17 protein-coding genes, 1 tRNA gene and 1 riboswitch are annotated in these 25,918 nt (G+C 59.2%); of the genes, 7 read left to right on the top strand and 11 right to left on the bottom strand.

Features of this window, described 5'->3' with window-relative positions:
- Positions 1-25: 25 nt before the first annotated feature.
- The 8 genes from bchH to ROSERS_RS15970 form a co-directional block, all read right to left on the bottom strand.
- The gene (bchH, locus tag ROSERS_RS15935) at positions 26-3,757 is read right to left on the bottom strand and encodes a magnesium chelatase subunit H (RefSeq protein ID WP_011957806.1); all 3,732 of its coding nucleotides are present in this window, start codon (positions 3,755-3,757) and stop codon (positions 26-28) included.
- On the bottom strand, positions 3,754-5,187 hold the full coding sequence (locus tag ROSERS_RS24270; protein WP_011957807.1) for an ABC transporter ATP-binding protein: 1,434 nt from the start codon (positions 5,185-5,187) through the stop codon (positions 3,754-3,756). Before ROSERS_RS24270 ends, bchH begins: the two co-directional genes overlap by 4 nt.
- Positions 5,172-5,873: an energy-coupling factor transporter transmembrane component T family protein gene (locus tag ROSERS_RS15945; protein ID WP_011957808.1), complete on the bottom strand. Its 702-nt coding sequence runs from the start codon at positions 5,871-5,873 to the stop codon at positions 5,172-5,174. Before ROSERS_RS15945 ends, ROSERS_RS24270 begins: the two co-directional genes overlap by 16 nt.
- Positions 5,874-5,888: 15 nt before the next feature.
- Complete coding sequence (locus ROSERS_RS15950; RefSeq protein WP_011957809.1) at positions 5,889-6,434, bottom strand: hypothetical protein; 546 nt, start codon at positions 6,432-6,434, stop codon at positions 5,889-5,891.
- 33 nt (positions 6,435-6,467) lie between these two features.
- Positions 6,468-7,409: a class I SAM-dependent methyltransferase gene (locus ROSERS_RS24275; RefSeq protein ID WP_049767530.1), complete on the bottom strand. Its 942-nt coding sequence runs from the start codon at positions 7,407-7,409 to the stop codon at positions 6,468-6,470.
- Between the two features lie 89 nt (positions 7,410-7,498).
- Positions 7,499-7,641, bottom strand: a riboswitch (cobalamin riboswitch).
- A gap of 311 nt (positions 7,642-7,952) precedes the next feature.
- Entirely contained in the window at positions 7,953-8,330 is a 378-nt protein-coding gene (locus ROSERS_RS15960; protein ID WP_011957811.1) for a SaoD/DsrE family protein, read from the bottom strand.
- A 35-nt stretch (positions 8,331-8,365) separates the two neighbouring features.
- Positions 8,366-9,619, bottom strand: coding sequence for a zinc metallochaperone GTPase ZigA (gene zigA / locus ROSERS_RS15965; RefSeq protein WP_011957812.1), 1,254 nt, complete (start codon positions 9,617-9,619; stop codon positions 8,366-8,368).
- Between the two features lie 128 nt (positions 9,620-9,747).
- The gene (locus ROSERS_RS15970; protein WP_011957813.1) at positions 9,748-10,251 is read right to left on the bottom strand and encodes a glutathione peroxidase; all 504 of its coding nucleotides are present in this window, start codon (positions 10,249-10,251) and stop codon (positions 9,748-9,750) included.
- A 179-nt stretch (positions 10,252-10,430) separates the two neighbouring features.
- Between ROSERS_RS15970 and ROSERS_RS25155 the strand changes: the two genes are divergently transcribed.
- The 3 genes from ROSERS_RS25155 to ROSERS_RS15990 all read left to right on the top strand — a co-directional run bounded on the left by ROSERS_RS25155 (position 10,431) and on the right by ROSERS_RS15990 (position 13,521).
- Positions 10,431-10,673, top strand: a complete 243-nt coding sequence (locus ROSERS_RS25155; protein WP_041333881.1) for an FmdB family zinc ribbon protein — start codon at positions 10,431-10,433, stop codon at positions 10,671-10,673.
- Between the two features lie 27 nt (positions 10,674-10,700).
- Positions 10,701-11,789 carry a CobW family GTP-binding protein gene (locus ROSERS_RS15980; protein ID WP_011957815.1) on the top strand — a complete coding sequence of 363 codons (1,089 nt, stop codon included), beginning with the start codon at positions 10,701-10,703 and terminating at the stop codon, positions 11,787-11,789.
- 832 nt (positions 11,790-12,621) lie between these two features.
- Positions 12,622-13,521 carry a transglutaminase-like domain-containing protein gene (locus tag ROSERS_RS15990; RefSeq protein ID WP_011957816.1) on the top strand — a complete coding sequence of 300 codons (900 nt, stop codon included), beginning with the start codon at positions 12,622-12,624 and terminating at the stop codon, positions 13,519-13,521.
- Between the two features lie 29 nt (positions 13,522-13,550).
- Here ROSERS_RS15990 and ROSERS_RS15995 read toward each other — a convergent pair whose 3' ends face one another.
- A complete protein-coding gene (locus ROSERS_RS15995) occupies positions 13,551-16,277 on the bottom strand; it encodes a phosphoenolpyruvate carboxylase (protein ID WP_011957817.1) in 2,727 nt (908 codons plus the stop codon).
- A 30-nt stretch (positions 16,278-16,307) separates the two neighbouring features.
- Complete coding sequence (gene malQ, locus ROSERS_RS16000; protein WP_442969647.1) at positions 16,308-18,119, bottom strand: 4-alpha-glucanotransferase; 1,812 nt, start codon at positions 18,117-18,119, stop codon at positions 16,308-16,310.
- Here malQ and ROSERS_RS16005 point away from each other — a divergent pair.
- From ROSERS_RS16005 to ROSERS_RS16020, 4 genes are all read left to right on the top strand, one after another.
- Positions 18,022-20,256, top strand: coding sequence for a DUF11 domain-containing protein (locus ROSERS_RS16005; RefSeq protein ID WP_011957819.1), 2,235 nt, complete (start codon positions 18,022-18,024; stop codon positions 20,254-20,256). The genes malQ and ROSERS_RS16005 overlap by 98 nt on opposite strands.
- A gap of 111 nt (positions 20,257-20,367) precedes the next feature.
- On the top strand, positions 20,368-21,615 hold the full coding sequence (locus ROSERS_RS16010; RefSeq protein WP_011957820.1) for a cysteine desulfurase-like protein: 1,248 nt from the start codon (positions 20,368-20,370) through the stop codon (positions 21,613-21,615).
- Positions 21,616-21,677: 62 nt separating this feature from the next.
- Positions 21,678-21,754 (top strand) — tRNA-Pro (locus tag ROSERS_RS16015).
- 362 nt (positions 21,755-22,116) lie between these two features.
- Positions 22,117-23,166, top strand: coding sequence for a sigma-70 family RNA polymerase sigma factor (locus ROSERS_RS16020; RefSeq protein WP_011957821.1), 1,050 nt, complete (start codon positions 22,117-22,119; stop codon positions 23,164-23,166).
- Positions 23,167-24,134: 968 nt separating this feature from the next.
- Here the strand turns inward: ROSERS_RS16020 and ROSERS_RS16025 are convergent.
- Positions 24,135-25,808, bottom strand: a complete 1,674-nt coding sequence (locus tag ROSERS_RS16025) for a CTP synthase (RefSeq protein WP_011957822.1) — start codon at positions 25,806-25,808, stop codon at positions 24,135-24,137.
- Positions 25,809-25,918: the final 110 nt, after the last annotated feature.

Genomic DNA, 25,918 nt, shown 5'->3' on the forward strand with positions numbered 1-25,918 from the left:
TCAAAACTGACGAGTGATGCTGTTCTCAGGCAGAACCGGCATCCTGTGGAACACCGATCCCCTCCAACCGATCCTCAAGTTGACCACGGAGCGCCTGCAGCCGCGCCAGGTCGTCATCCGAAGGTTGCCAGTACTTGCGATGATGCGCCTCCAACAGACGATCCACAACCTCCAGCAGCGCATAAGGGTTGTTCTGCTCGATCCGTTTGCGCAGCGTTTCATCGGCGATCAGGCAGCGATTGGCGGCTTCGAAGAGCGCCGGATCGACTGCCTCCGTCGTTGCAGCCAGACCAACCATATGCTCCAGGCGTTTCGCAATCTGTTGCGCACCGTGATAATCGTGCTTCAGCATCGCATCCAGCCAGCGCGGGTTCAGCAGGCGGGTGCGCAAGCCGCGCTGAATGGCGCGTTGCAACGGTTCTGCACGAATGCGCCCTTCAGTCGTATCAGCCACCATCAGGTGCGCCTGACGCCCGGTTGCTGCTTTGACACTGCATGCTAATCCGCCATAAAACTCGTAGTAGTGATCCAGGTCGGTCATCTCGTAATCGCGTGAACTGCGTACCTGGCTGATCAGTTCGACATGCGTGAGTTGAGCATTGAGAAGGTGCGGCATCGCCTCGCCATACCGCCGACGCGTGTAGACATAGCGCAGACTGTCGGTGTAGCATGCCGCAAGCTCCGCCGGATTCTGCCATGCCTGGCTTTTGATCAACTGATCGACGCCTGCGCCGTACAGTGTATTTTGCGGACCAAACAACCGCGCAGTCGCCAGGTCTTCAGCATCGTTGTGGGACGCCCCCTGTGCGCGCAGTTCGTTGTAGAGACGACGGGTGTGACAACGAACAGGGTTGTGGTCGTCGTCCTCATCTTGCGCAGCAACCAGTGAAATTGCCTCCTGGAGCAGTTCGATCAGGTTAGGGAACATGTCGCGGAAGAAGCCGCACATCTGAATGGTGACATCCACGCGGGGACGTTTCAATTCCGCCAGCGGGATGATCTCCAACCGCGTTTCCCATACACTACGGCAGACACGCCGCACGCCGAGATATGCAAGGATCTGTCCAATCGTCTCACCCTGCGTCTTGGCGGTCTCCAATCCCCAGAGGATCACCGCAGTCTGACGCGGATATCTGCCGTGAGTTTGCCGATAGTGTTCAAGCGTCGCTTCAGCGATTGCCGCACCTCGTGCCAGTGCTGCATCCGTTGGCACACGACGCGGATCAAACTGCACCATGTTGCGTCCGGTCGGCAGAATATCCGGCGAGCGGAAAAGGTCGCCTCCCATGCCAGCAGGCAAGTAGCCGCCCGACAGCGCGTGCACCAACCCGCCCAACTCATCGCACTGCTGCAAACCATCGCGGATAGCACAGGCAGCAACGTATACCTGCTGCCATTCTTGCTCCCGCCGTGAGAACCGTTGTCCTTCGATGACATACTCCTGCACCCAGGCGCGTGCATCGTCTTCCAGCTGTGCCAGCACTTCCGCATGGCGCTCCGGTGACTCCCAGATCGCCCTCCAGTCCAGGCGTCTGTCGCGGCAGAGCAACTCGAACAACGAAGGACGCTCCCCATCGGCAGTGCGCAATGTCTGGATCAGGAACTCACGCACTTCCTCGTCGGTGTAGCGCTGCCCAAAGCAGTGCAGTCGACCTGGTATCAGGCTGCTTTCGTATTCGTAAAGGGTCTGTTCGAGCGCCTCAATGCCTTCCCACGTCCATCCCAGACGTCGAACGCGATCCGTCAATCTGTCCAGGATCGATGCCTGTTGCTCAGGGTTGAGATTGCCCGCCTGCACATAGTCGCTCATCAACGCACGCAACTCCGACAGGTCGCCATAGAGATCGCTGCGGATGAAGGGCGGCGGCAGATGGCTGATGATGGTCGCGTGCGTCCGACGCTTCGCAATCATCGCCTCGGTCGGGTTGCCGCTGTAGTAGACGTAGAAGTGGGGCGCGTTGCCGATCAGATAGTCTGGAAAGCATGCGCCCGAAACCGCTTTTTCTTTGCCGGGTAGAAACTCCAGCGTGCCATGCGTGCCGAGGTGAATGATGGCATCAGCGCGGAACACCTCTTCGAGCCAGCGGTAGAATGCTACATACTGGTGGTGCGGCGGCAGGCGCGTGTCGTGGTACTGCTGAACGTGCTGCTCGCCTGCACCACGCGACGGCTGAACGCCGAGAAAGATATTGCCGTTACGGATGCCCGGTATCCGAACACCCGCTCCTTCGCGCATGATCTGCCCTGGCGCTTCGCCCCAGAAGGTGCGGATCGTGTTCCACTGCGGGCAGTCGCGGGTCAGGGCTTGATACACTGCCGGTTCAATAACGACGTAGTCATCAGTGCGATGCGGCTGTTTCCACTGCGGCGTATTGATCTGCCCATCGGCAACGAAGCGCTCTTTCAGTTCGGTTACATCCCAGGGTGTCACCGTATACCCGTTGTCTGCCAGATGCCGAAGGATCGCCGCCAGCGAGGCAAAACTGTCGAGGAACGCACCACACCCAACATTTCCCTCCCCTGGAGGATAATCGTAGGTGATGATCGCCACCCGCTTCTCAGCGTTCGGTTTCCTGCGCAACGCAATCCAGCGTTGCACACGGGCAATCAGGCGCTCAACGCGCTCCTCGATCAGGGTCGCCTCTTCAAAACCCAGCCCGTTCGGTTGCATCGCTCCAATCGGATACGTTTCAATACACCCATCGAGTTCCGGGAGAAAGATCGAAACCAGAAACTCGCCCACCTGCGCTCCCTGATCATCCGCCTGCCAGTCGGCAACGCTGCGCTTTGTCAATACAAAGGGATGCAGCACCGGAACATTGAGCGCACGGAGCAGGGCTATCGCCCCTTCCGGATCGCCGCCCATTGGTCCCTGCCCCAACCGAAAGGCGAGCAGGTTGATGATCAGATCGACCTGCGGCTGACCATCCGCTGCAAGAAGATCACGTAAGCGCTCCAGATCATTCCCAACCGCGCGGGATATGGCAATTGGAACAACGTTGCAGACCGATTGCAGGCGTTGACACAACCGACCGGCGATCGGAAAGAGGTCAACCGGATAGGTGGTATTTCGAAAAAGAACCGCTACATTCGGTCGATGAGGCTGAGCAGGAACCTCCGCGCGATAACGGCGCAGATCGGGATACATACGATGCGCAACAGGATCATAGATGGCAACCTGCTCCAGGGTTTGCGGCGGCTCCGGCTTTGGCAGATCGCCCTGCCCCAGATAATCGCGCGCTAGCAGGCGCAGCATCTGTTCACAATTCTCCGGGTTGGCAAATTGCCAGTACCTGACCAGCCAGAGATAGTTGCGCATGTCACGCAATTTCCCAACCGGCAGGAGTGTCCCAACCTTCTCCATCATTGCCATCATGCGCTGGATTGCATCAAGCGACGGCGGTTCTCCTGTTTCGCTCTCCTTTGCCATGCCCGCCATTGAAAATCCACCCAGACGTGTCAGAGCACGGCTCGCCATACTGTCACCATTGAGCACGACCACAGGACCGGTAAAACCGGTAATCTGCTGAACCAGTGCGCTGCTCAGGTCTTTGGGTGCACCCATCAAATCGAGCAACAGGATATCGGCGCCCTGGATTGCTGCGATGATCGGTTCCCAATCCGCAGGGTGCAGAGCGTCACGCCCGATATACTGCAACCGCAGGTTCAGTCGCTCACGCCACGGTGATCGCAGCCCCAACGCCCGCATGTGACTCAACCCGACAGCGCTGACGGAAATAATCGTAACCGTGCTCATCTGTTCACCTCATCCCGGCATGGGTAGGCGCGCAAAAAGTAATCGGGCAACACCGACGCATTGCCATCCCTGTGAATGGCGCCCTTTTCGATCCAGATCACCCGCTCGCCGAAGGCGCTGGCACACCGCCAGTCGTGTGTCACCACGATCAGCGTCAATCCCCACTGCTGCCGTAATGCGCCGAGCGCCGCAAGCATACGCTCGACTCCTCCGGCATCCTGACCGACCGATGGTTCATCGAGCAACAGGATATCAGGGCGCATTGCGACCATCGCCGCCACTGCTACCAATCGCTTCTGACCGGTGCTCAGCGCATGCGGGTGACGACCGGCGAGCGGCATTAATCCGAAACGCTCCATGACCTCTTCTGCAAGCGCAGGACTCTCCGCCTGCACTGCTATCTCGGAGCGCACACTATCCATGAACAACTGACTGTTCGGATTCTGAAACACATACCCGATCTGGCGCAGCAGCGGTCGATGACGATCCAGACTGTAGCGCAATTGCCCCTGCTGCGGCTTGAGCAAACCCGCAATGACGCGCAGCAACGTCGTTTTGCCGCATCCGTTTTCGCCGAGCACAACGATCTGCTCGCCTTGCCGCACGGTCAGCGTGATGTCACGCAATACCGGTACGGCAGCATACCCGGCGCTTACCGAATCCAGTTCGATGGCTATGTCCGACGGTATGTGCCGGTTGGAAGCAGAGACAATGTTCGTGTGGCGAATGAGACGCTCGACATAGTGTAGCGCCTCATCGTGCGGCAGATCCAGCGTCACCCGCCCATCCTCGATCCAGATCAGGCGTGTGGCGTATGGGAGAATGATATCGAGACGATGCTCGGCGACGATCACGAGTGCGCCGTGCGACGCCAGATCGCGCAGCGTATCAAGCAGGCGCGCTGTGCCAACCGCATCAAGGTTCGCAAGCGGCTCATCAAGCAGGATCACGTGCGTTCCCATCGCCAGCGCCGCTGCAGTGATCAGGCGTTGCTGACCACCGCCGGACAGCGTGGAGGTCGCCTGATCGGGATTGAGATCAAGAAGCGCGCAACTGCGGGTAATCCGCTGCTGAATCGCTTCAGGCGTGAAACCCAGGTTCTCACATCCGAAGGCGATCTCATCCTCCACACGCAACGTCACAATCTGCCCCTCGGCGTCCTGTGCCACCGTACTGATGGATCGGGCAATCTGCGCGACGGGTTGACCGGTGAGGGCGACGCCGTTGAGTGCGATCTGTCCATGCATCTCACCGTAAACGACCACACTGCCGTTGACACAGTTGAGAAGTGTCGATTTTCCAGCGCCACTCGTTCCCGCAATCACAACAAACTCACCGCCGCGCAGATCAAGACTCACATCCTGAAGCACCCACTCGCTTGCCGTTGCGTAGCGAAAACGAAGATGAGAAATGGTCAGTTGAAGAGCCATTGTGCGCCTGCCACTCCGCTCATCAGGATCACCATCAGCGCCAGTGTTGCGTAATCGCGCCCGTGCAGGGCGACCGGACGATAGATCGTCGCGCATGGATCGCCGGTAAATGCGCGCGTTTCCAGCGCCAGCGCCAGACTCTCCGATAGGGTCAGGACCCGGATCAGAAGCGGCACAACCAGCGCGCGATAGAGAATACGAAGCGGCGTATGTCGCAGCGACAATCCGCGCACCCGCATCGCATCACGGATGCGCACCGCCTCGCCGACAAGTGTCGGAATCGAGCGTACCGTAATGAGCAGACTCAGGGCAACAAGCGGCGGCGCGCCCGCCTGCCGCAATGCGCGCGCCAGTTGCGTCGGATCGATCGTCCAGGCAAACGCAATCGTCAAACCGAGCAGACTGATCCTACCGAACGTCATCAGACCACCAGACACTCCGCCGCCGAACAGTGCAGCCAGTACACCGATCAGCGCCGCCAGCGGGATGACGATCCGCGCAATACGGGCTAACAACACTCCGTAGCCAACCATCATGAAGATCAACCCCAACCCCGCAACAAACGTCAGTAGCGTGGTTGCATCGCGCAGCAGCAACCCAAACGTCAGCGCAACCGCCGCACAGGCGACGCTGAGCAGCGGATGCAGCGGCTGCGCCACGGATGCAAGCCATAGTCGCTGGAACATCGAACACGCCCTTCCTTACGCCCGCAGCACACCCGCAACCCGCAACTCCTGCCCCAGACGCAACCCTGCCCAGGCGCCGATAAAACTCAAGAGCGCCGTTGCGCCCAGAACCGGCACAATCAGCCACGGATTCATCAGGAACCGCGCAATCGTCGGACCTCCAACCACCGCGCCGATACCCAGACCGACCAGCACGGTCAGCGGCATATACAGACCAGCCGCCAGCAGTACCGCCTCATTGCGCTGATAGGATCGGAACACTGCAAGCACAATAAGCTCTGCCAGCGCCCCCGCAATAACATTGATCGCAAACATCACCCATGCCATCATCAACAGCACCAGACCGACGAGACTCACGACAACGAACAGTGTACCGGGCTGGCGCACCTTGAGCAGCGCAACTGCCAGCAGCAAACCGTAGAAAGGCGAGGGCGCCAGCGAACGAATGCCAGGGATTGGAAGACTGATAACCAGCGGCACAACCAGGAAACTGACAGCGAGCAGACAGGCGGCGACAACTGCGAGGAAGACGACGTCGCGGAGCGTCAACCGTGCAATCATGTGAACCTCCTTTATGTATCCAATGATGCAGCACTAAACCGACACGGACAGCGTACTGCCCGAAAGCCACACCACGATGCCGACCATCTGCGGATAAGCGTAGCGCCATCCGTTCTCGCAGCGTTGTAGAAGCGGCAGCAAGCCCTCCTCCAGAGCATCGAGCGCATCAGGAGATGCATCCGGCGCGAGCAGTTGCGCAACAGCGTATGGCGTCGAACCGACGATCTCACGGGTCTCACTGACAACCCGCACGTCTGCCAGCAGTCCCATCTGCCAGAGTGTTCCTGCAATCAACAAGTGATTCGGATCCAGCGACTCCGTCCACTTCCCACAGATCGCCTCGATCAGCGAACGGTGTGGCGGACTGCTGCCAACGCCGCTGACGATCACCAACGCGCGACGCGTAACGGTAACCATCTTTTCCAGCGTTGCACGCAGATCAACCAGGCGATAGAGCGACCAGGCGGCAAGTACAACATCGTGCGGTTCGACCACTGCATCCTGCCAGTCGGCTTCGAGCAGCGTGATATTCGTGATTCCTCGCGCATACGCCTTGCGCCTGAGCACATGCAGCATTGCCGACGACTGATCCAGCGCGGTCACATGGCGCACCCGTGCTCCAAGGGGCAGCGTGAAACGCCCGGTTCCCGCACCCACATCGAGCAGCGTATCATCGGGGTGCAGCAGGTCGCCGATGATCGCCAGCGTCTGCGCAATAGCAGCAGTATCACCGGCGCGCTCATCGTAGCGCTCCGCATACTCCTGCCAGAACGCCCGATCCTTCGCCGGATCAAGCCGTTCAGAAGGATGCCGCCACATACGCTCTGCCCAGACGGCAGCGAAATCGAACAGGGAATCAGACATAATGCGCTCCCCTCGAACGATCACCAGCGCACACGAATCCTCGTGAGCGAACAAAACGCCATCACCAGGATCAAGCCACGCCTGATACTGCTGATCGGCGATCAGTGACATACTGAATGCCAGGGAACGCGATAACTATCGCAGGATGATGCAGAGAATATGGACTGGAACATGGTTCTCCTCCTTAGCTCGAGAAGGGTCGAACACACAGTGTCGCGGCAGGCATCCTGGCTTCCGACGATACGATCGGTTACAGTTGCGGCACAGCGCTGGACTTGCACCAGCTTCCACCTTTACGCCCTGGCATCCGGGCCTGCGGGTCACCGCGACGTTTGAAAGGTTTATCTAGTACAAATAGCATGATACTCACTTATTGATCACGTGGCAAGACGATATACCATCACCTTAGTTGAAACCTGTTCACGAAAGGCGTCGGGAGCGAGACGGATGACCACAACCGGAAAGGCAAGTCTCAAATCCGCCCCTCCTGCCGGAAGAACCTGCTCTTGTAAGGTTTAAAGCCGAGCAGAACATCGGTTCGTGTCACGGATTCTTGGGTGCCATGGTGCAGCAAATCTATCGCAGAACCCCTATTCCGCAGCGCAGGAGGGGACGGAAGATGAGGGCTGAAACGATTTTGTCCTCCCACCCGCCTCACAGCGTAATCACCTGATCCGGCGGATTGCCGGACAAGGCTTCGTACAGTTGCGGGAAACAACCGGCGACCACGCCCTCGACCAGTCCTTTCGCTCTCACCTGCCCGAGGCCGCACTGCGTGAAATCGCCCTCACCTAGGTCGCGCTCGATGGCGCACCGGTCACACACCATCAGCAGAATGTTCTGCTCCTTTGCGATCTTCGCCAGGCGCTCACCGATTGGATCACCTCGACGTAATACATACAGATTGTCGTCGAAAAACATCATCCCCACCACCTGCGCGCCGTGAACCCCCTGTTCAAGTTGCGGCAGGATCATCTTCCCCAGTTTGTAGGTAGCCGACATATCGGTAGCGAACACGTATGCAACCTTCATGAATATCTTCCCTCCAGATAGACGACTTCTCCGAATTAACCACCAGATCCCAGTTCCCAGACCGTCCACACACCAAACGGATCCTCAAACTGCGCCCAACCTTCCGGTCCCAGCGCCATTTCTGCATCGGTCAGCAAACATGCGTCGAGGCGGGCACGGAGCGCAGCTTCGTCCATATCCTGACCAATCAGCACCAGTTCCTGCCGTCGATCACCCCAGCGGCTATGCCACACCTGCGCCAGTTGCGCCTCTACATCGGGGTCATCGGGCAGTTCGTCCTCGAGCAACGCCGCCCACCACATCCCGCCAGGTTCAACCCGACACGCATTTCCAGCCTGCGACCAGATGCCGCTCACCTGCATTCGCGTCGCCAGCCAGATCAGACCTTTCGAGCGCAACACGCCGGGCCACGCATCGTGGATCAGGTCCCAGAAGCGCTGCGGGTGGAATGGACGTCGCGCACGGTAGACAAAACTCGAAATACCGTACTCCTCGGTCTCCGGCGTGTGCTCGCCGCGCAATTCTTTGAGCCAGCCGGGCGCCTGCGCCGCACGTTCGAAATCGAACCGTCCGGTGTTCAGAATCTCGTGCAACGGCACACGCCCAAAACTCGTGCGCACAATCCGCGCATCGGGGTTGAGTTTGCGCAGCAGCGCCTCCAGGTGATCAACCGCGTCTGGATCGACCAGATCGACTTTGTTCAACACCAGCACATCGGCGAACTCCACCTGATCGATCAGCAGATCAACCACCGACCGCTCATCCTCCTCGCCAGCGGACAGATTGCGATCACGCAGATCATCGGTCGAGAAAAAATCGCGTGGGAAATTGAAAGAGTCAACCACCGTCACCATCGTGTCCAGGCGCGCCAGTTCCGCCAGACTGACCCCCGTTTCATCGGCGAAGGTGAAGGTTTCAGCCACGGGCAACGGCTCGGAAATGCCGGTTGACTCGATCAGAAGATAGTCGAAGCGCCCCTCGCGCGCCAGACGCGCCACCTCGACAAGCAGATCCTCACGCAACGTGCAACAGATGCATCCGTTGGACATCTCGACCAGACGCTCATCGGTACGGCTGAGCGCTGCACCGCCGCTGCGCACCAGTTGCGCATCGATATTGATCTCGCTCATATCGTTGACAATGACCGCCACCCGCAGTCCTGAGCGATTGGCAAGCACATGGTTGAGCAGCGTCGTCTTGCCGCTGCCAAGAAACCCCGACAGCACGGTAACCGGCAGGGGACGAAAAGAATGCTGTTGCTTCACGTTCGTACTTCTCGCTCTATGCATGTCGTCAGGCACGCCAGCAAATGATAGATCATATCAGTTCTATTGTCAACTGACGTAGAACGATCTTGAAAAAGAACGCCGCAGGTTGAGCCGGCGGCGTTGGGGCGCTGTTCGACGATCGCTGCGACTCAATGAGCCGTAGCCGGATGTGAACGGCGGAGCAGAGCGACAATATCACGCTCGATCGCTTCGGGCGTGTCGGTAGGAGCGTACCGACGGCGCACCTTCCCTTCGCGATCAACCAGAAACTTGGTGAAGTTCCACTTGATCGTTTGAGTCCCCAGAAATCCAGGGCGCTCCGCCTTCAGATACGCAAACAATGGATGCGTGTGCGGACCGTTGACGTCAACCTTTTCGAAGATCGGGAAGCTGACCCCATAATTGCGCGTACAGAACTGCTGAATCGCGTTGGGATCATCGAACTCCTGCCTGCCAAACTGGTCGCACGGGAACCCCAGCACAACCAGACCATCATTTTGGTAACGACGGTAGAGCGCTTCAAGACCGGCATACTGCGGCGCAAATCCGCATTTGCTCGCAACGTTCACAATGAGAAGCACCTTGCCCCGGTAGTCGCCGAGGGACTTCGGTGTGCCGTCAATAAGATTGGCAGTCATCTCGTAGATGCTCATGAGAGACCTTTCTTTCCGCCACTGAACCTGCGCCGGAATACGCTGGCAATGTGACACTTGCAATACCTTTGCACATAGTATGCACGGTTTTGGGAGAGATGTCAAACGATTCTCATTGACATCTCGATTCTTAAGTGATAGCATATATCACACTTACAATTCCAGGAAATGAAACACCAATGCCACTCTACACCTACACCTGCCCGGAGTGCGAGATCGAGATCGAAGAGTTGCGACCTGCCGCACGCGCCGACGACCCGGTCGAGTGTCCTGTCTGTCACGGGTTGTGCACCCGTGACATCAGTTCATTCAGTTTCCGCTCACGCAGCTCGCCGACGCCGGTGTACGCCAGCCCGCAACAGGTCGCCCGTGCGCTCCATGGTCCGGGATGCCCATGCTGCACTCCGCGTCGCCGGTCGTAACCTTTGTCGTACATGAGGAGGAGAAGCATGTCTATAGAAGCGCCGCTCCGCCCTGTGCCGGTCACTATTCTGACCGGTTTCCTCGGCGCCGGTAAAACAACGCTGCTCAACCGGATACTCCATGCCGACCACGGATTGAGAGTTGCTGTGCTGGTAAACGATTTCGGCAGCATCAACATCGATACGCAACTCGTTGTCGGCGTCGAGGGCGAGACGATCTCGCTCGCCAACGGGTGCATCTGCTGTTCGATCCGCGGCGACCTGCTCAAAACGGCGCTGCTCCTGCTCGACCGCGAGGAACCGCCGGAGTATCTGATCATCGAGGCAAGCGGCGTGAGCGACCCGTGGGCGGTGGCGGAAACGTTCGACCTTCCCGAACTGCGCCCTTTCTTCCATCTTGATTCGGTCATCACCGTCGTCGACGTGGAATATGTTCGCAAGCAACAGTACTACGAGGACCTGATCATCCATCAGATCAGCGCAGCCGACGTGGTTGTATTGAGCAAAGTCGATCTGGTGAGCGCGGAGCAGCGCGCCGACGTGGAGCAGTGGGTGCGCCAGATCGTGCCCCGCGCCCGTATTCTCCCCGCCATCCACGGCGATGTGCCGATGAGCCTGCTGCTGGGCGTCGGGCGCTACAAACTGGACGTTCAACCGCCGGTCGTGTCCCGCCTCCATGCCCACGACCACGACCACGAGCACGGTCCGCACTGCGACCACGACCACGACCACGACCACGAGCACCACCACGACCATACAACTGAGTTCAGCTCGTGGAGTTATGTCAATCATCGCCCATTTGCGCTGAAAAAGTTGCGTACCGTTCTGCAAGACCTGCCCGAAACCATCTTTCGCGCCAAGGGGATCATCTATCTTGCAGAAACACCGGGCCGCCGCGCCATTCTCCAGATCGTCGGCGTGCGGATTACGGTCTCGGTTGGAGAACCGTGGGGCGACACGCCTCCCGGCACGCAGATGGTCTTTCTCGGAATACCCGGCGGATTGAACGGCGATGCGCTTCAGAAGGCCTTCGACTCCTGTCTGACCGACGTGCCGGCACAGGAGCAGGTAGTGGGGCAACAATCGTGGTTCCGCCGCGTGTTCGGCGGAGCGTGACCGACTCAGTGCTTTACTCCGATGCGGGCGCGACGCCTGCGCTCCCAGCCTGCTGCCGCTGCGGGACGCCCGCGCTCCCAGCCTGCTGCCGCTACAAGCGGGACGCCCGCGCTCCCAGAGTCGTGCGAACTGAAGCCCTCACTGAGGGCAAGGAAGCCTCACCGGGGGCAGGTTTTTTTGGGAAGCCCCTGCATTTCTTCTCTCGCTTTGGGCTTCAGGACGCCCAGACTCCCCCTTCTCCTCGTGTGGGAGAAGGGGGTTGGGGCGATGAGGGGCAAACGGGCGCCGCAACGGAGTGGTCGTCATTGCGGGACGACCGCGTTTCTGGCGCTCCTTCTCCGGTTGCAGGCATCCCGCCGGGTGCGCGCCGGAGGCGCGCGCACCCAGGGCATCTCCGCTTCCAGCGGCAGGTTTTTTGGCAAGCCCCTGCATTTCTTCTCTCGCTTTGGGCTTCAGGACGCCCAGACTCCCCCTTCTCCCCGTGTGGGAGAAGGGGGTTGGGGCGATGAGGGGCAAACGCGCTTCAGGATGCCCAAACTCCCCCTTCTCCCTGTGTGCGAGAAGGGGCAGGGGGGATGAGGGGCAAAGTCTCAAGGAAATTAACCAGCTCGCGCAGGCGGGCTTCGCCTCGCAGAGCCGAGGGGTTCAGCCCCACGGCGCGAGGGCGAATACGGGTTCTATTCACCAACCCCGCAGACAGGAGGCATTCCGGATGATCTGGTATGAGACGCACTCCGGTGAAGAAGAGACAACAGAACCCAAAACCCGTTGCGCAGTGCGTCATGGCGCGGTATAGTAGAAAAGGGACTGTGATCGTTCACAGGAGACTCGTATGACACGCCTGCTACCTTCCACCTATACCGGGACCTATGCCCAGGTCGGTCCGTTGACCGATCTGTCGATGTATCACGCTCATCTCGCCCATCTTCCGAACGACATTGCCGATCTCTGCCGCATCATTCAGGGATTGCTGGTTCATGTCTTCTGGCATGGACTGGACGCATCACCCCTGACCGGAGATCGCAAACGAGCACTTCAAATGCGCCCGGCTGCTGCAAAACTGGCAGCCATCCTGGCGCTCGATGATCGACCCTTGATGATCGCCCGCCCGCCGGAACGACGCCTGGCAGCAACTTCCCGCGACTACAGCCTGCTCCTGGTAGCACTGCTGCGTCATCAGGGCATCCCGACGCGGGTACGCTGCGGTTTTGCCACCTTTTTCGCCCCTCGCCGCTACGAGGAACACTGGATGGTCGAATACTGGAGCGACGATGATCACCGCTGGGTGCTGGTCGATCCGCAGATGGACGATACTCAACGCGCGGCGCTGAGTGTCGCGTTCGATCCACTCGACGTGCCGCGGTCTCGTTTTCTCAGCGGCGGCGCTGCATGGCAGCGCTGTCGCTCCGGTTCGCTCGATCCCGCCCTCTTCGGTAGTCTCGAAAACCGGGGGATGCACGCGATCCGCTGCACATTGATCCACGACCTGGCGACGCTCAACCGCATCGAAATGCTGCCATGGGATCGCTGGGGTCTCATGCTGCCGCCTGACGAGATGCTGCGCGATGCCGACATCACGTTGCTCGATACCGTGGCGCACGTGACTGTCGGCGCTCTGGCGACCCCTTCTCCAGAAGCGGTCGCAGCGCTGTTCGCCTCTGATGCCCGTCTGCGTCCGCCACTGCCGGTCGAGTCGATGAACGGCGAAGCGCTGTTCGACCTTCCTGCATGAACCTGATGGCGCCGCGCCTGGCTGCCATATCAACCTGTTGCGCGCAACCCGGCTGCAATTGCGTTGATCAACACCAGGACGCGGCGGAGGTGCTCCTCGCCTGCTTCAGGATCGCGATCACGCACTGCGCGCCATGTGCGCAGACGCGCGATCTGTTCACGATGCAGGCGGTGGAGTCCTTCTCGTCGCAGATCCAGTTGACGGGCGATATAGGGACGCTTCTCTTCGAGCGTTCCGCCATAGACCTGTTCAAGCAACGCACGGGTGCGTGCAAATTCATCGAGGATCTTCTGCAAAATGACCGTGCGTGTCGTGGCATCGTTAACAAGTTCTGCGTATGCGCACATGATCGTTTCATCAGCGTTCATCACGCTGGTCGCCACATTTCCAAGCAGATAGTGCACCGGCGCCCATTCGCGCATTCTCGCACACAGTTCGGCAAAGAGCGCCGGTTCTTCCTGCTGCACCACTGCCAGGCCGCTGCCAATGCCGTACCAGCCCGACAGATAGAAGCGCGCCTGGTTCCAACTGAACACCCACGGAATCGCCCGCAGATCGGCAAGGGATCGTGTACCGGTGCGGCGTGCAGGACGCGATCCGATCCGGCTTGCTTCGATGGCATCGATTGGCGTTGCTTCGCGGAAGAATGGAATGAATCGTTCGTGCTCGATCAGCACGCGATAGGCTTTCTGGCTCTCCCTGGCGATCAGTTCGAGCGCCATCGCCAGGTGGTCGGGTCTGGCAGGCGCTGGACGGAGCGTTGCACCGGTGACGCCGGCAAGTAAGAGTTCGAAGTTATAGATGGCGCTGATACGGTTGGCATATTTCTGGGAAATTGTCTCACCCTGTTCGGTCATCCGCAAGTCGCCCGCCAGCGCTTCCACCGGCAGCGCCCGGATGAAGCGCCCTGTCGGTCCGGCGCCCCGGCTCAGCGTCCCGCCACGACCGTGGAAAAAGCGAATGCGCACGCCAGCTGCCCGCCCTTCGGCGGCAAGCGCCTGCTGCGCCCGCTTCAACGCCCAAAAACTGGCGCCGATGCCGCCATCCTTGTTGCTGTCACTGTAGCCAATCATAACCTGTTGCACCCGTTCGGCGGCGCCGTGCCTGCGCCGTTGCCACTCAAGACTGCGCTGCACAATGGGATGCGCCAGATAGTCGCGCAGGATCAGGGGGCTGCGCTCCAGGTCATCGATAGTCTCGAAGAGTGGCACGATCGGGAGCGGGCAGATCGGTCCTTCTGGCGTGCTGACGAGCAACCCTGTTTCACGGGCGAAGAGAAAGATAACCAGCAGATCGGAAAGTTGTCGCGTCATACTGACAATCAGCGCGCCCAGACCATCAATACCATACATGTGCACGTGTTCGACCAGAACGCGATAACAACTCAGCACCGCCTCCGCTTCCATTCCGAGAGACATGCCGCTCCTGGTAAAAGGGCGCGGTGATTGCAGTTCGGCTTCGAGCAGCGCCATCCGTTGCGTTTCGCTCCAGGAAGGATAATCGCCGCCGTCAATGCCGGCTGCCGTGAGCAATTGAGCAAGCGCCCGGTCGTGGAAGGCGCTGTTCTGCCGGATATCGAGCACCGCCAGGTGAAAGCCGAATGTGCGAACGCTGCGGATCAACGGGCGCACATCGGATCGCGCCAGTCGAATGGCGCCTACAGAAACCAGCGATTCATCGAGAATGCGCAGATCGGCGATCAGTTCTGCCGCACTTGTGTAACGACCAGGACCAGGCGCACCGACCGGTTCAGGCAACCGCGCCAGTATCAGATTGACCATTTGCCGCCACGGCTCATAAGGGTTGCGATTGAGCGCCTGCTGTCCCGCCTCGCCAAGCAATGCAGCGTAGCGTTGGATGGTGTCAACAAGAATGTCGGGGGGAGTCTGGAGCAGATTCGAAAGACTCAAATGGCGCGCGATAGCAGTCAACTGTTCACGCAACAGAGCGAGCGCATTGGAGCGCAATTCGAGCAGCGCGTTGCGCGTCTCCCCGGCAGTGACCAGCGGATGCCCGTCGCGATCACCGCCGACCCATGTGCCGAACGTGATCGATGGCAACGAATCGGGGTCGTCCAGCAACGCCGGGTCATTGCCAATCTCTTCCCAGATCTGACGCAGACGCTGATCGTGCATTGCCAGCGCTTCGGGAAAGACATTACGCAGGTAGTGGATAACATTTTGCAATTCGGCGGTCACTTCGAGTCGCTCGAGAAAAATGTCACCGGTGCGCCAGAGACGTTCCAGAATGGTGCGCACATCATCGGCGATCCCTTTGCGCTCCAGCGGCGTCCACATCTGGTTCTCGGCTTTCACCAGTTGCAGGTAAAGTTCACGGTAGTGCGCCAGCACTGTTGCCCGCTTGTTCTCGGTTGGATGGGCGGTAAGCACCGGTTCAACACGGATGCGCGGAAGCGCAGCGGCAATCTGTGCGTCACTCAGTCCGGCGTTGCGAAGCTGCATGAACGTCTGACCCCACAACCCGCGCAACGCAGCCGGACCGTCGATGGTTTCCGCAGCGCGTCGCGCCTGCGCCTCAGCATTCTCTTCAACGAGATTGAGCAACTGAAAAGCGATAGAATACGCCTGCGGCGCACGTTCGGGCAGTTGATCGGGAAGATCCCCGTGCTCTTTCCAGGGCAGGAACACTCGCACCTCTTCAGCGTTGACGGTATCCAGCACTTCGCAGAAGCGATCCATCAACCAGTGTAAATCGCGTTCCACCCGCGCCTGCGTCGGGATGTCACCTGTATTCATACCACCTCCCGGCAATGTACCTTCTCTGGTTCAGGGTAATCGCTGATAGATCTCTGTCAGATCGCGCAGACGCCTGGCGATCTGTTGATCAAGGGCGCCAGCCGACGTGCGCCAGGTCCAGTTGTGCATCCCCAGTGTGCCGGGCAGGTTCATCCGCGCCTCGCTTCCCAGACCGAGCAGATCCTGCACGGTTGTCAGCGCCGTATCTGCGACCGACATCCATGCCGTGCGAATGAATGCCCAGGAAATATCATCGGCAGTGCCGCACAAATAACGGAGCGCATCACGACGTTCGGCATCGGTTGAACTGCTGGTGAACCATCCGACAAGGGTGTCGTTGTCGTGGGTGCCGGTGTAAACGACGCACGCACGCGGATAGTTGTGCGGGAAGAAACGATCACCTTCGCGGCGGTTGAAGGCGAACTGAAGGATGCGCATGCCCGGAAAGCCGAACTGCGCCATCAGCGTATCGAGACCGGCGCGTGATTCGGGCGTGAAATCGCCCAGGTCTTCTGCGATGATCGCCACGTCTCCCAGTGCAGATGTAACCGCTGTAAACAGGGCATCGCGCGGACCATCGACCCACCGCCCATCAATCGCGGTTGACGCACCTGCCGGGATTTCCCAATAGTTGTAGAACCCGCGGAAATGGTCGATACGTACCACATCAGCAACCGCAAATGCAGCACGAAAACGATCGATCCACCAGCGGTATCCATCGGCAGCCATCACGTCCCAGCGGTAGAGCGGATGTCCCCACAGTTGCCCGGTTTCGCTGAAATAATCGGGCGGCACTCCCGACACACAGGTTGGGCGCAGATCGTCATCGAGATGGAACAGGTGGGGATGCGCCCACACATCGGCGCTATCGAGGGCAACGAAGATCGGCATATCGCCAATAATCCGGACGCCCCGCCGATTGGCATAGCGACGCAGATCGTTCCACTGCGTGAAGAAAACCCACTGACGATACTTCTGCGCCTCGATGGCGTCCGCAAGTTCGTTGCGCGCCTGCGCCAGCGCATCCGGATCGCGCGCAGCGAGCGGGGCGGGCCATTCCGTCCAGGTACGCATGCCATACTCCTGTTTAAGCGCCATGAACAGCGCAACATCGTTGAGCCAGGCAGCCTGCGCCTGACAGAACTGCGCAAAGGGTGCGCGATCAGCGGCAGAGAACGCCCGAAAACGCTCGAAGGCCCGGTCGAGCAGCGCCGACTTCCAGGCAATAACGACGCCGAAATCAACCCGTTCATCGGAACAGACAGGACGGTCTGCCAGATCATCAACCATCAGATGCCCGGCGGCGAGCAGACGGTCGGGACTGATCAGCATGGGGTTGCCAGCAAAGGCGGATAACCCCTGGTACGGCGAGTCGGCGAACCCGGTCGGGTTGAGCGGCAGCGTCTGCCACCAGGTCTGCCCGGCAGCGACGAGAAAGTCCACAAAACGGTACGCTTCGACCCCGACATCCCCGATGCCGTATGGTCCGGGGAGAGATGTGGGGTGCAGAATCAATCCGCTCCGACGGGGAAAGGGTGGCATGTTTACGATCCTTTGACAAATGATTGCAACTTTGATTCGATATTGCAATAATTCGTCTCTTGATATATTCCGCCAGACGGCATTACAATAAACAGGCAGCACTGCACCTGCATTCCCCGGAGGAAATATCAGGCGCTGCGCATTGACAGACCGCTGGACACCATTTCTGAAGACGATACTGAAAAAGAGGAAGGAGCAATCTGTGCTTCGACGCCTGCTCGCTCGTCTGACGTTCCGCGCACCAGGATTATACAACGGCGGAACGCGGTTACAACAGAGCGCACTGCTCACAACAGGCATTGCGTTCCTTATGCTGGCGCTGGCACTTGCTGGCGTTCCCCCAGCGCGTGCAGTGTACACCAGTCCAGCTGGCGGATCGGTCACGATGCCTGCTGGAGCACAAGGTGCGGCGACACCCTATCCCTCGACTATCGACGTCAGTGGTGTCAACGGTTCGATTGTCAGCGTTGTTGTGCGCTTAAATGGACTGTCACACACATTCCCTGACGATCTCGACATTGTGCTGGTGGGACCGTCCGGTCAGGCGGTTATGCTCATGTCTGATGTTGGTGGTGCAACACCGATTACAAACGTGAATCTGGTGTTCGACGCAACCGCTGCAAGCGCCCTTCCCGATGCAGGACCGATTGTGAGTGGAACCTACCGTCCAACCAACATCGGCGCCAATGATCCAATGCCAGCGCATCCAAATCTGCCCGCCGGACCATACGGAACAGCATTGTCGGTCTACAACCTGACGAATCCCAACGGCATCTGGCGGCTGTATGTAGCCGAAGATGAGAATGGATCGAGCGGATCGCTGACGTCCTGGCAGATTGATATCGTCACGATCGACCTGCAGGCAACGCTGGCTTCAGTGCCGTCATCGGTGAATGCTGGCGATCCATTGGACTACAATATTACGGTAACCAATGCCGGCACCGATCCGGTGTCGAATGTCACTGTCACGGGAACGATCCCCGCAAACACAACCTTCAATCAGATTACGCCACCTGGCGGGTGGACCTGCCCACCACCGGCATCTGGGGCATCAAGCTTCAGTTGTACCGCTGCTTCATTTGTGGTTGGTGCCGTGACGTTCAATGTGCGGTTGAACGTTGACCCGGCCACTGCTCCCGGCACGACCCTGCCGCTCTCAGCCACGATTGCGTCGGCAATCCAGGAGGCGAACACCGCCAATAACAGTTCTTCCGCCACTGTCACCGTCACCACGTCGGCGAATCTGGAAATCGTGTCACTTACCGCACCTGCCAGTATCAATGCGGGCGAGAATGTTGAAGCCGTTGTGACCGTCCGTAACAACGGTCCCAGTTTTGCAGACAGCGCCAGTCTGTCATTGCCGCTCGACACGGACACGACGTTCGTCGCTCTGACGTCGCCTGATGGCTGGAACTGCACAACACCAGCGGTCGGCGAGACAGGAACGGTCACATGCACGCTTCCGACTTTTACGCTCACCAGTGTAGAATTCCGTCTGACCACGCGGGTCAAGCCGAATACCGCCGCCGGTGCGACGATTGATAGCACCGCCACGATCTCATCGGCGACAACCGATCCAAACGCCGCCAATAATACCAGGCAGGCGACAACCAGCGTCACCACCCGCGCCGATCTGGCATTGACAGTATCGGACGAACCCGATCCGGTCAGCGCTGGTGCACAACTGACCTACGCAATCACGGCAACCAACAACGGTCCCAGTAATGCCAGCGTTGTCACGCTCACGACCTCTATTCCGACGAATACCACATTCGTTGGACTTGATGCACCGGATGGCTGGACGTGCACAACGCCAGGCGTTGGAGATATTGGTCCAATCACGTGCACTGCCCCTCAAGTCGGTCTCGGCAATGTGACGTTTACGCTCAGAGTCAGAGTAAAGCAGGGAACGCCAGTCGGTACGACCATCACACTCAACGCAGGCATCGCCAGCGCGACGACCGATCCGAACAGCGCCAACAACACGGCAACCGGCGAAAGCACGGTTACGATCAATGCTGATCTGAGCGTGACCATCAGTGCCGACAAACCGATCATTCGTCCTGGAGAGACGCTGACCTACACGGTGAACGCCAATAACAGCGGACCAGAGTTTGCGAATGATGTTACACTCACCATGGCGGCGCCGACCGGCACGCGGTTCGTTTCGCTGCAGAAACCTCTGGGTTGGGATTGTACAACGCCAGCGGTTGGTGCGTCTGGCGCCATTACCTGTACGACTCCCGCCCTCGACGTAGCGACCGACACATTTATTCTCACAGTGACCGGCAACAATGTTCCCGATGACATCACGCTTACCAATACGGCAACGATCACGTCACCTGCAACTGACGGAAATCCATCGAACAATAGCGCGACGGTAACAACAGAACTCCAGGTCAAACTGCGCGTGTACCTTCCGCTGGTAACCCGGTAACACCGACGCTGTATCTGTTTGATTGGAACGGCGACCGCCTGAGCGCGTCTCAAGCGGTCGTCGGCTTTTGTGATACCATATGGGTCACCCGATACTGTTGAGGAGAGCAGCATGCACCCCCTCGATCTGACCTGGATTCGCGCACAGTTTCCTGCGCTGGCGCAAGAAGTGAATGGACATCCCGCCGTGTTTTTTGATGGTCCAGGCGGAACGCAGGTTCCGCAGCGGGTGATCGATGCTGTCGCCGATTATCTGATCCACCACAATGCCAATACTCATGGCGCATTTGCAACCAGTCGCCGCACTGATGAAACGATTGACGCGGCGCGCGCCGCTATGGCTGATTTTCTGGGGTGTGCTGCGGACGAGGTGGTTTTCGGACCAAACATGACCACGCTGACCTTTGCGATCAGCCGCGCATTTGGGCGTGACATTCGCCCCGGTGATGAGATTGTCCTGACGCGCCTGGATCATGATGCCAACGTCGCACCCTGGAAAGCGCTCGAAGAACAGGGCGCCGTCATTCAGATGGTCGATATCGACACCGAAGAATGCACCCTCGATATGGCGGATATGGCGCGCGCCATCGGTCCACGCACGAAACTCGTCGCGGTCGGGTATGCGTCGAACGCCGTGGGAACGATCAACGACGTGGCGACCATCACACGGATGGCGCACGCGGTCGGTGCACTGGTGTATATCGATGCAGTGCACTACGCCCCGCACGGACCAATCGATGTGCGGGCGCTCGATTGCGATTTTCTCGCGTGCTCGCCGTACAAATTCTTTGCACCGCATATGGGAGTTTTATACGGCAAACGTGAGCACCTGGCGCGCCTGCGTCCGTATAAGGTTCGACCCGCCTCTGACGATGTTCCTGATCGCTGGGAAACTGGAACCAAAAACCACGAAGGGTTAGCCGGGGTAACGGCGGCAATCGAGTACCTGGCAGAACTTGGGCAGCGCATCAAGCCAGCGACGACCCGACGCGCGGCGCTGGTGCAGGCGATGGAAGCGATCAAAGCGTATGAACGCGGATTATCGGAGCAACTGATCGCCGGTCTCCTTGCAATTCCGGGATTGACCTTCTACGGTATCAGCGACCCGGCGCGTTTCGACATGCGCACGCCGACCGTGGCAGTGCGTCTTGCCGGACGCACACCGCGCGAACTTGCCGAAGCGCTGGGACGGCGCGGCATCTTCTGCTGGGACGGCAACTACTACGCGATCAATCTGACCGAGCGCCTGGGCGTTGAAGCTGATGGCGGCATGCTGCGTATTGGTCTGGTGCACTACAACACCGTGGAAGAGATCGAACTATTGCTGGAAGCGCTGAACGAACTGAGGATCGGGAACTGAAAAGATGTCCTGCGCCATTTGACAAACCCGTTGGTCTTGCGTATGATTCAAAGCGGTTCTGACGGGGCGTGGCGCAGTCTGGTAGCGCACAGCGTTTGGGACGCTGGGGTCGTGGGTTCGAATCCCTCCGCCCCGACCATTCATCTTTCACCGCCAAATCGTTCAGCCCGCTCATGCGGGTTCTATTGGTCTACTCAAAAAAGCCGCATCCAAACCACATTACCCATCGTATAATAGAGTGTAACAGGAGTGAGCGCCTCGGTGTCCTGAGGTCTATTGTCGTATACTTTGTGTCTATTGATTATTGACAAGGCAGGCGCCCTGAGTGTATGATTATGTCGGGTTCCTGGTATGCAGAGCCTGGCGGGCTCGTCGCCCCCTGACACGCGCACGAGCGCTCGACCAGGCTCGTTGGGCGCGCCTGTTACCTGAGAAGAAGAGGGCGCGGCTCCTCCCGACATGATGGAGGAGCCGCGCTATGTCTCTAGATGGAGTTGCGCCATGAGCCGAACAATGCATGAGCAGCATCCGTGGGATGAACTTGACGAGCGCCAGGAGATCGCCGGTGAGGGCGAGATGGCGCCGATTGCAGATATTGAGGAACTTGCAGCCGAGAATCTGGAGGAGACGCTGGAGTCGGATTCGACCCTGGATTCGATCCAGCACTACCTGCAGGAGATCGGGCGGGTTCCGTTGTTGACAGCTGCCGAGGAGGTCGAACTTGCCGAGCGCATGGAGCGCGGCGCTGCCGCCGCGCGGCGGCTGGCGTCGGCAGAGGATCTCAGCCCGCAGCTGCGTCAGGCGCTGCTCGATGATGTCGCTGCCGGGCAGGAAGCGCGCCGACATTTGATCCAGGCGAACCTGCGTCTGGTGGTGAGCATTGCCAAAAAGTATGTCGGGCGCGGTCTCTCGCTGCTCGACCTGATCCAGGAAGGCAACATCGGTCTGATGCGCGCCGTTGAGAAGTTCGACCACCGCAAAGGCAACCGCTTCTCAACGTATGCGACCTGGTGGATCCGTCAGGCGGTGACACGCGCTATCGCCGAGCAGGGGCGCACCATTCGCCTGCCGGTGCATATGAGCGAGTCGGTCGGTCAGGTGAAGCGCGCCGCCGACCGCCTGGCGCAGGTGCTGGAGCGGCAGCCGACGCCGGAAGAGATTGCGACGGCGCTCGGTCAGCCGACTGAGCGTATCGAGCGGGTGCTCGAGGCGTCGCGTCGTCCGGTGTCGCTGGAAATGCCGGTCGGCGAGGATGGGGAGCATACGCTCGGTGATTTCTTGCAGGATAGCGATCTGCCGACGCCGGTCGAAGCAGCGTCGCACCAGTTGCTCCGGCGTGATCTTGCCGCAGCGCTCGACCGCCTGAATGAGCGCGAGCGACGGATCATTGATCTGCGCTACGGTCTGGTGGACGGGCAGCGCCGCACGCTCGAAGAGGTCGGGCGGGTGCTGGGGATGACCCGCGAGCGCGCGCGCCAGATCGAGGCGGAGGCGTTGCGTCGCCTGCGCGCTCCTGACGTCGGTCTCCATCTGCGCGATTACCTGGAGTAGCAGGCGACTCCAGGCGCCCCGGCACAACACGGTTGCGCCCCGGAACATGTTCTGTTGTAGACGGTGACAGGCATGTTCCGGGGCGCATGCGTTTGCACATGATATCAATCCTCCTGATAGGATGACGTCGCCGCACAAACGCACCGCCGAGACGCCGGGGGGGCAGAGAACCCAAAAACGAACCATGATGGATGCCTGGCAAAGCATGCGTGTGCGTGACGCAATATGGAACCTGCCTTTGCGAACGCTGCGTCTCCACAGTGAAATAGCCTTTTCGCAGCGGACTCACAGAACACATTCCTGCTGGGGCAACCCACAATCGTTCAGGGATATTCCTGGTACGCGGACGTTTCGCCCGCATATACAGCAGTTCTCATTGAGGTTGAACCTCCTCGAACGACCGCAGTTACTATCGTGCCCCCATGCGGCGACCGACATGCATGTCGGTCGGTGAGAGAAGACATCCGACATCGTCCATCGTCAGGCGAGACTCCGCTCGTGAGGGCTAAAGTGCGGGCTAATGAAGATTGAGAAATAAATCCGGTATGCGCCTCTTGCCGTGGGGCTGAAGCCCTCGGCTATGGAATGCGAAGCCCGCCTGCGCGGGCTGTAGCGGAATAATTACTCAAAGACCACAAGCCCTCCCTGAGTGCGCAGAAGCCCCTGCGGGGCTGGCGTGTCTGTTATCCCTGCCATATTGCCGGAGAGACCTGGGTTGATTCAGCCCGCAGGGTTTACCCGACCTCAGGCAAGGCTTATAGAGATTGAGAATGTATAGCAGTTCTCACAAAGGTTGAACCTGATGAACAGGGTTGAATACTCCTGGAAATGGCGCGCCCCACGCGGTGACCGAAATACATTTATGCGGCTCATGCTCCGTCACAGCGCCCTTCTGCTCCAGCCGTCTCTCGCCTCTCGCCTATCGCCTATCAGCTATCGCCTCTCGCCTCTCGCCTATCAGCTATCGCCTATCGGCTATGCGGCTCATGCTCCGTCACAGCGCCGTTCTGCTCCAGCGGAAGCGGTCGCTGATCCCCCTCGCGGAAGGTCTTCGCCGCAGCTGCGACGAAGTCGCGGAATAGCGGATGCGGGCGATCAGGACGCGACTGAAACTCTGGATGGAACTGTGTACCGACATACCATGGATGGTTGCGCAGTTCGATGATTTCGACCAACCGACCGTCGGGTGACTGTCCACTGACGATCATTCCGGCTGACTCGAAGAGACGACGGTATTTGTTGTTGAACTCGAAGCGATGGCGGTGACGCTCGACGACGACATCGACGCCGTAGGCGGCATAGGCGCGCGTCCCCGGAGTCAGTTTACACGGATACCCGCCAAGGCGCATTGTGCCGCCCTTGTCGGTAATGTCGAGTTGATCGGGCATAAAGTCGATCACCGGATGCGGTGTATGGAGATCGAACTCGGTGCTGTTGGCGCGGCTTTCTGGTCCCATAATATGCCGTGCGAACGAGATCGTGGCCACCTGCATCCCCAGACACAGCCCCAGGTATGGCACATTATTGACGCGTGCATATTCCGCAGCGGCAATCTTGCCTTCGATGCCGCGGTCGCCAAAGCCGCCGGGCACAACAATGCCATAAACATCGTGAAGCAGCGGCTCGCACCCCTCCTCTTCGATCTGTTCGGATGAAATCCAGCGGATATCGACATCGACCCCCTGATGTAACCCGGCATGTCGTAGCGCCTCGACGACGCTGATGTAGGCATCATGGAGCTCGACATATTTCCCGACCAACGCGATCGCAAGTTTGCGCTTGGGCGCCTTGATGCGCGCCACGAGATCGCGCCAGTCGTCGAGATCGGGTCGGGACGCGCTCAATCCCAGGCGCTGCGTCAGATAGGCGCCAAGACCGGCTTCTTCCAGCACCAGCGGCACTTCGTAGATCGAATCGACCGTGTGCAGCGGCACGACTGCCTCAACATCAACATCGGCGAAGAGAGCGATCTTGTCGCGGATCTCGTCGGTGATCGGATAATCGGAACGGCACACGATGACGTCCGCCGTAATACCGACGCGCCGCAGTTCCATCACAGAGTGCTGGGTGGGTTTGGTCTTCACTTCGCCGGTAGCGCCAATATGCGGCAGCAGGGTCACATGGATATACAACACGTTGTCGCGCCCGACATCCTTGCGCATCTGCCGAATGGCCTCCAGAAACGGCAGCCCTTCGATATCGCCGACAGTTCCGCCGATCTCGACGATCACCACATCCGCCCCGGTTTGACGGGCAACGGCGGCGATCCGTGACTTGATCTCATTGGTGATATGTGGAATGACCTGAATCGTGCCGCCAAGGTAATCGCCACGGCGCTCTTTTTGAATGACCGCCGAGTAGATCTGTCCAGTCGTGACATTGCTGAGGCGGGTCAGATTCACGTCGATGAACCGCTCATAGTGCCCCAGGTCCAGATCGGTCTCGGCGCCATCTTCGGTGACGAAGACCTCGCCGTGCTGGTAGGGCGACATGGTACCGGGATCGACGTTGATATAGGGATCGAGTTTCTGGACCGAGACACGCACCCCTCGCGCCTTGAGCAGGCGTCCAATCGACGCAACTGTAATGCCTTTGCCGACTGAAGACGCAACTCCGCCGGTCACAAAAATGTACTTTGCCATTGAAGGTCCTGCTCCTGCTCGTTCATTCTATCTTCATCCATATGATGAACAACGAAACCAATGCAAAATAGTTTGAGGGGAAGGCAGTGACGCCTTCCCCTCAAGAGACT

Origin of the sequence: Roseiflexus sp. RS-1, assembly GCF_000016665.1 — a bacterium.
Classification (GTDB): domain Bacteria; phylum Chloroflexota; class Chloroflexia; order Chloroflexales; family Roseiflexaceae; genus Roseiflexus.

What these genes read in the sequence shown, in the direction of transcription:
- ROSERS_RS16025 (WP_011957822.1), bottom strand. Translation starts at nt 25,808, where the DNA reads ATGGCAAAGTACATTTTTGTGACCGGCGGAGTTGCGTCTTCAGTCGGC.
- ROSERS_RS25155 (WP_041333881.1), top strand. Translation starts at nt 10,431, where the DNA reads ATGCCACTCTACACCTACACCTGCCCGGAGTGCGAGATCGAGATCGAA.
- ROSERS_RS15970 (WP_011957813.1), bottom strand. Translation starts at nt 10,251, where the DNA reads ATGAGCATCTACGAGATGACTGCCAATCTTATTGACGGCACACCGAAG.
- ROSERS_RS15945 (WP_011957808.1), bottom strand. Translation starts at nt 5,873, where the DNA reads ATGTTCCAGCGACTATGGCTTGCATCCGTGGCGCAGCCGCTGCATCCG.
- bchH (WP_011957806.1), bottom strand. Translation starts at nt 3,757, where the DNA reads ATGAGCACGGTTACGATTATTTCCGTCAGCGCTGTCGGGTTGAGTCAC.
- malQ (WP_442969647.1), bottom strand. Translation starts at nt 18,119, where the DNA reads ATGCCTGTTGTGAGCAGTGCGCTCTGTTGTAACCGCGTTCCGCCGTTG.
- ROSERS_RS24270 (WP_011957807.1), bottom strand. Translation starts at nt 5,187, where the DNA reads ATGGCTCTTCAACTGACCATTTCTCATCTTCGTTTTCGCTACGCAACG.
- ROSERS_RS16010 (WP_011957820.1), top strand. Translation starts at nt 20,368, where the DNA reads ATGCACCCCCTCGATCTGACCTGGATTCGCGCACAGTTTCCTGCGCTG.
- ROSERS_RS15950 (WP_011957809.1), bottom strand. Translation starts at nt 6,434, where the DNA reads ATGATTGCACGGTTGACGCTCCGCGACGTCGTCTTCCTCGCAGTTGTC.
- ROSERS_RS15960 (WP_011957811.1), bottom strand. Translation starts at nt 8,330, where the DNA reads ATGAAGGTTGCATACGTGTTCGCTACCGATATGTCGGCTACCTACAAA.
- ROSERS_RS15990 (WP_011957816.1), top strand. Translation starts at nt 12,622, where the DNA reads ATGACACGCCTGCTACCTTCCACCTATACCGGGACCTATGCCCAGGTC.
- ROSERS_RS16020 (WP_011957821.1), top strand. Translation starts at nt 22,117, where the DNA reads ATGAGCCGAACAATGCATGAGCAGCATCCGTGGGATGAACTTGACGAG.
- zigA (WP_011957812.1), bottom strand. Translation starts at nt 9,619, where the DNA reads ATGCATAGAGCGAGAAGTACGAACGTGAAGCAACAGCATTCTTTTCGT.
- ROSERS_RS15980 (WP_011957815.1), top strand. Translation starts at nt 10,701, where the DNA reads ATGTCTATAGAAGCGCCGCTCCGCCCTGTGCCGGTCACTATTCTGACC.
- ROSERS_RS15995 (WP_011957817.1), bottom strand. Translation starts at nt 16,277, where the DNA reads ATGAATACAGGTGACATCCCGACGCAGGCGCGGGTGGAACGCGATTTA.
- ROSERS_RS24275 (WP_049767530.1), bottom strand. Translation starts at nt 7,409, where the DNA reads ATGTCACTGATCGCCGATCAGCAGTATCAGGCGTGGCTTGATCCTGGT.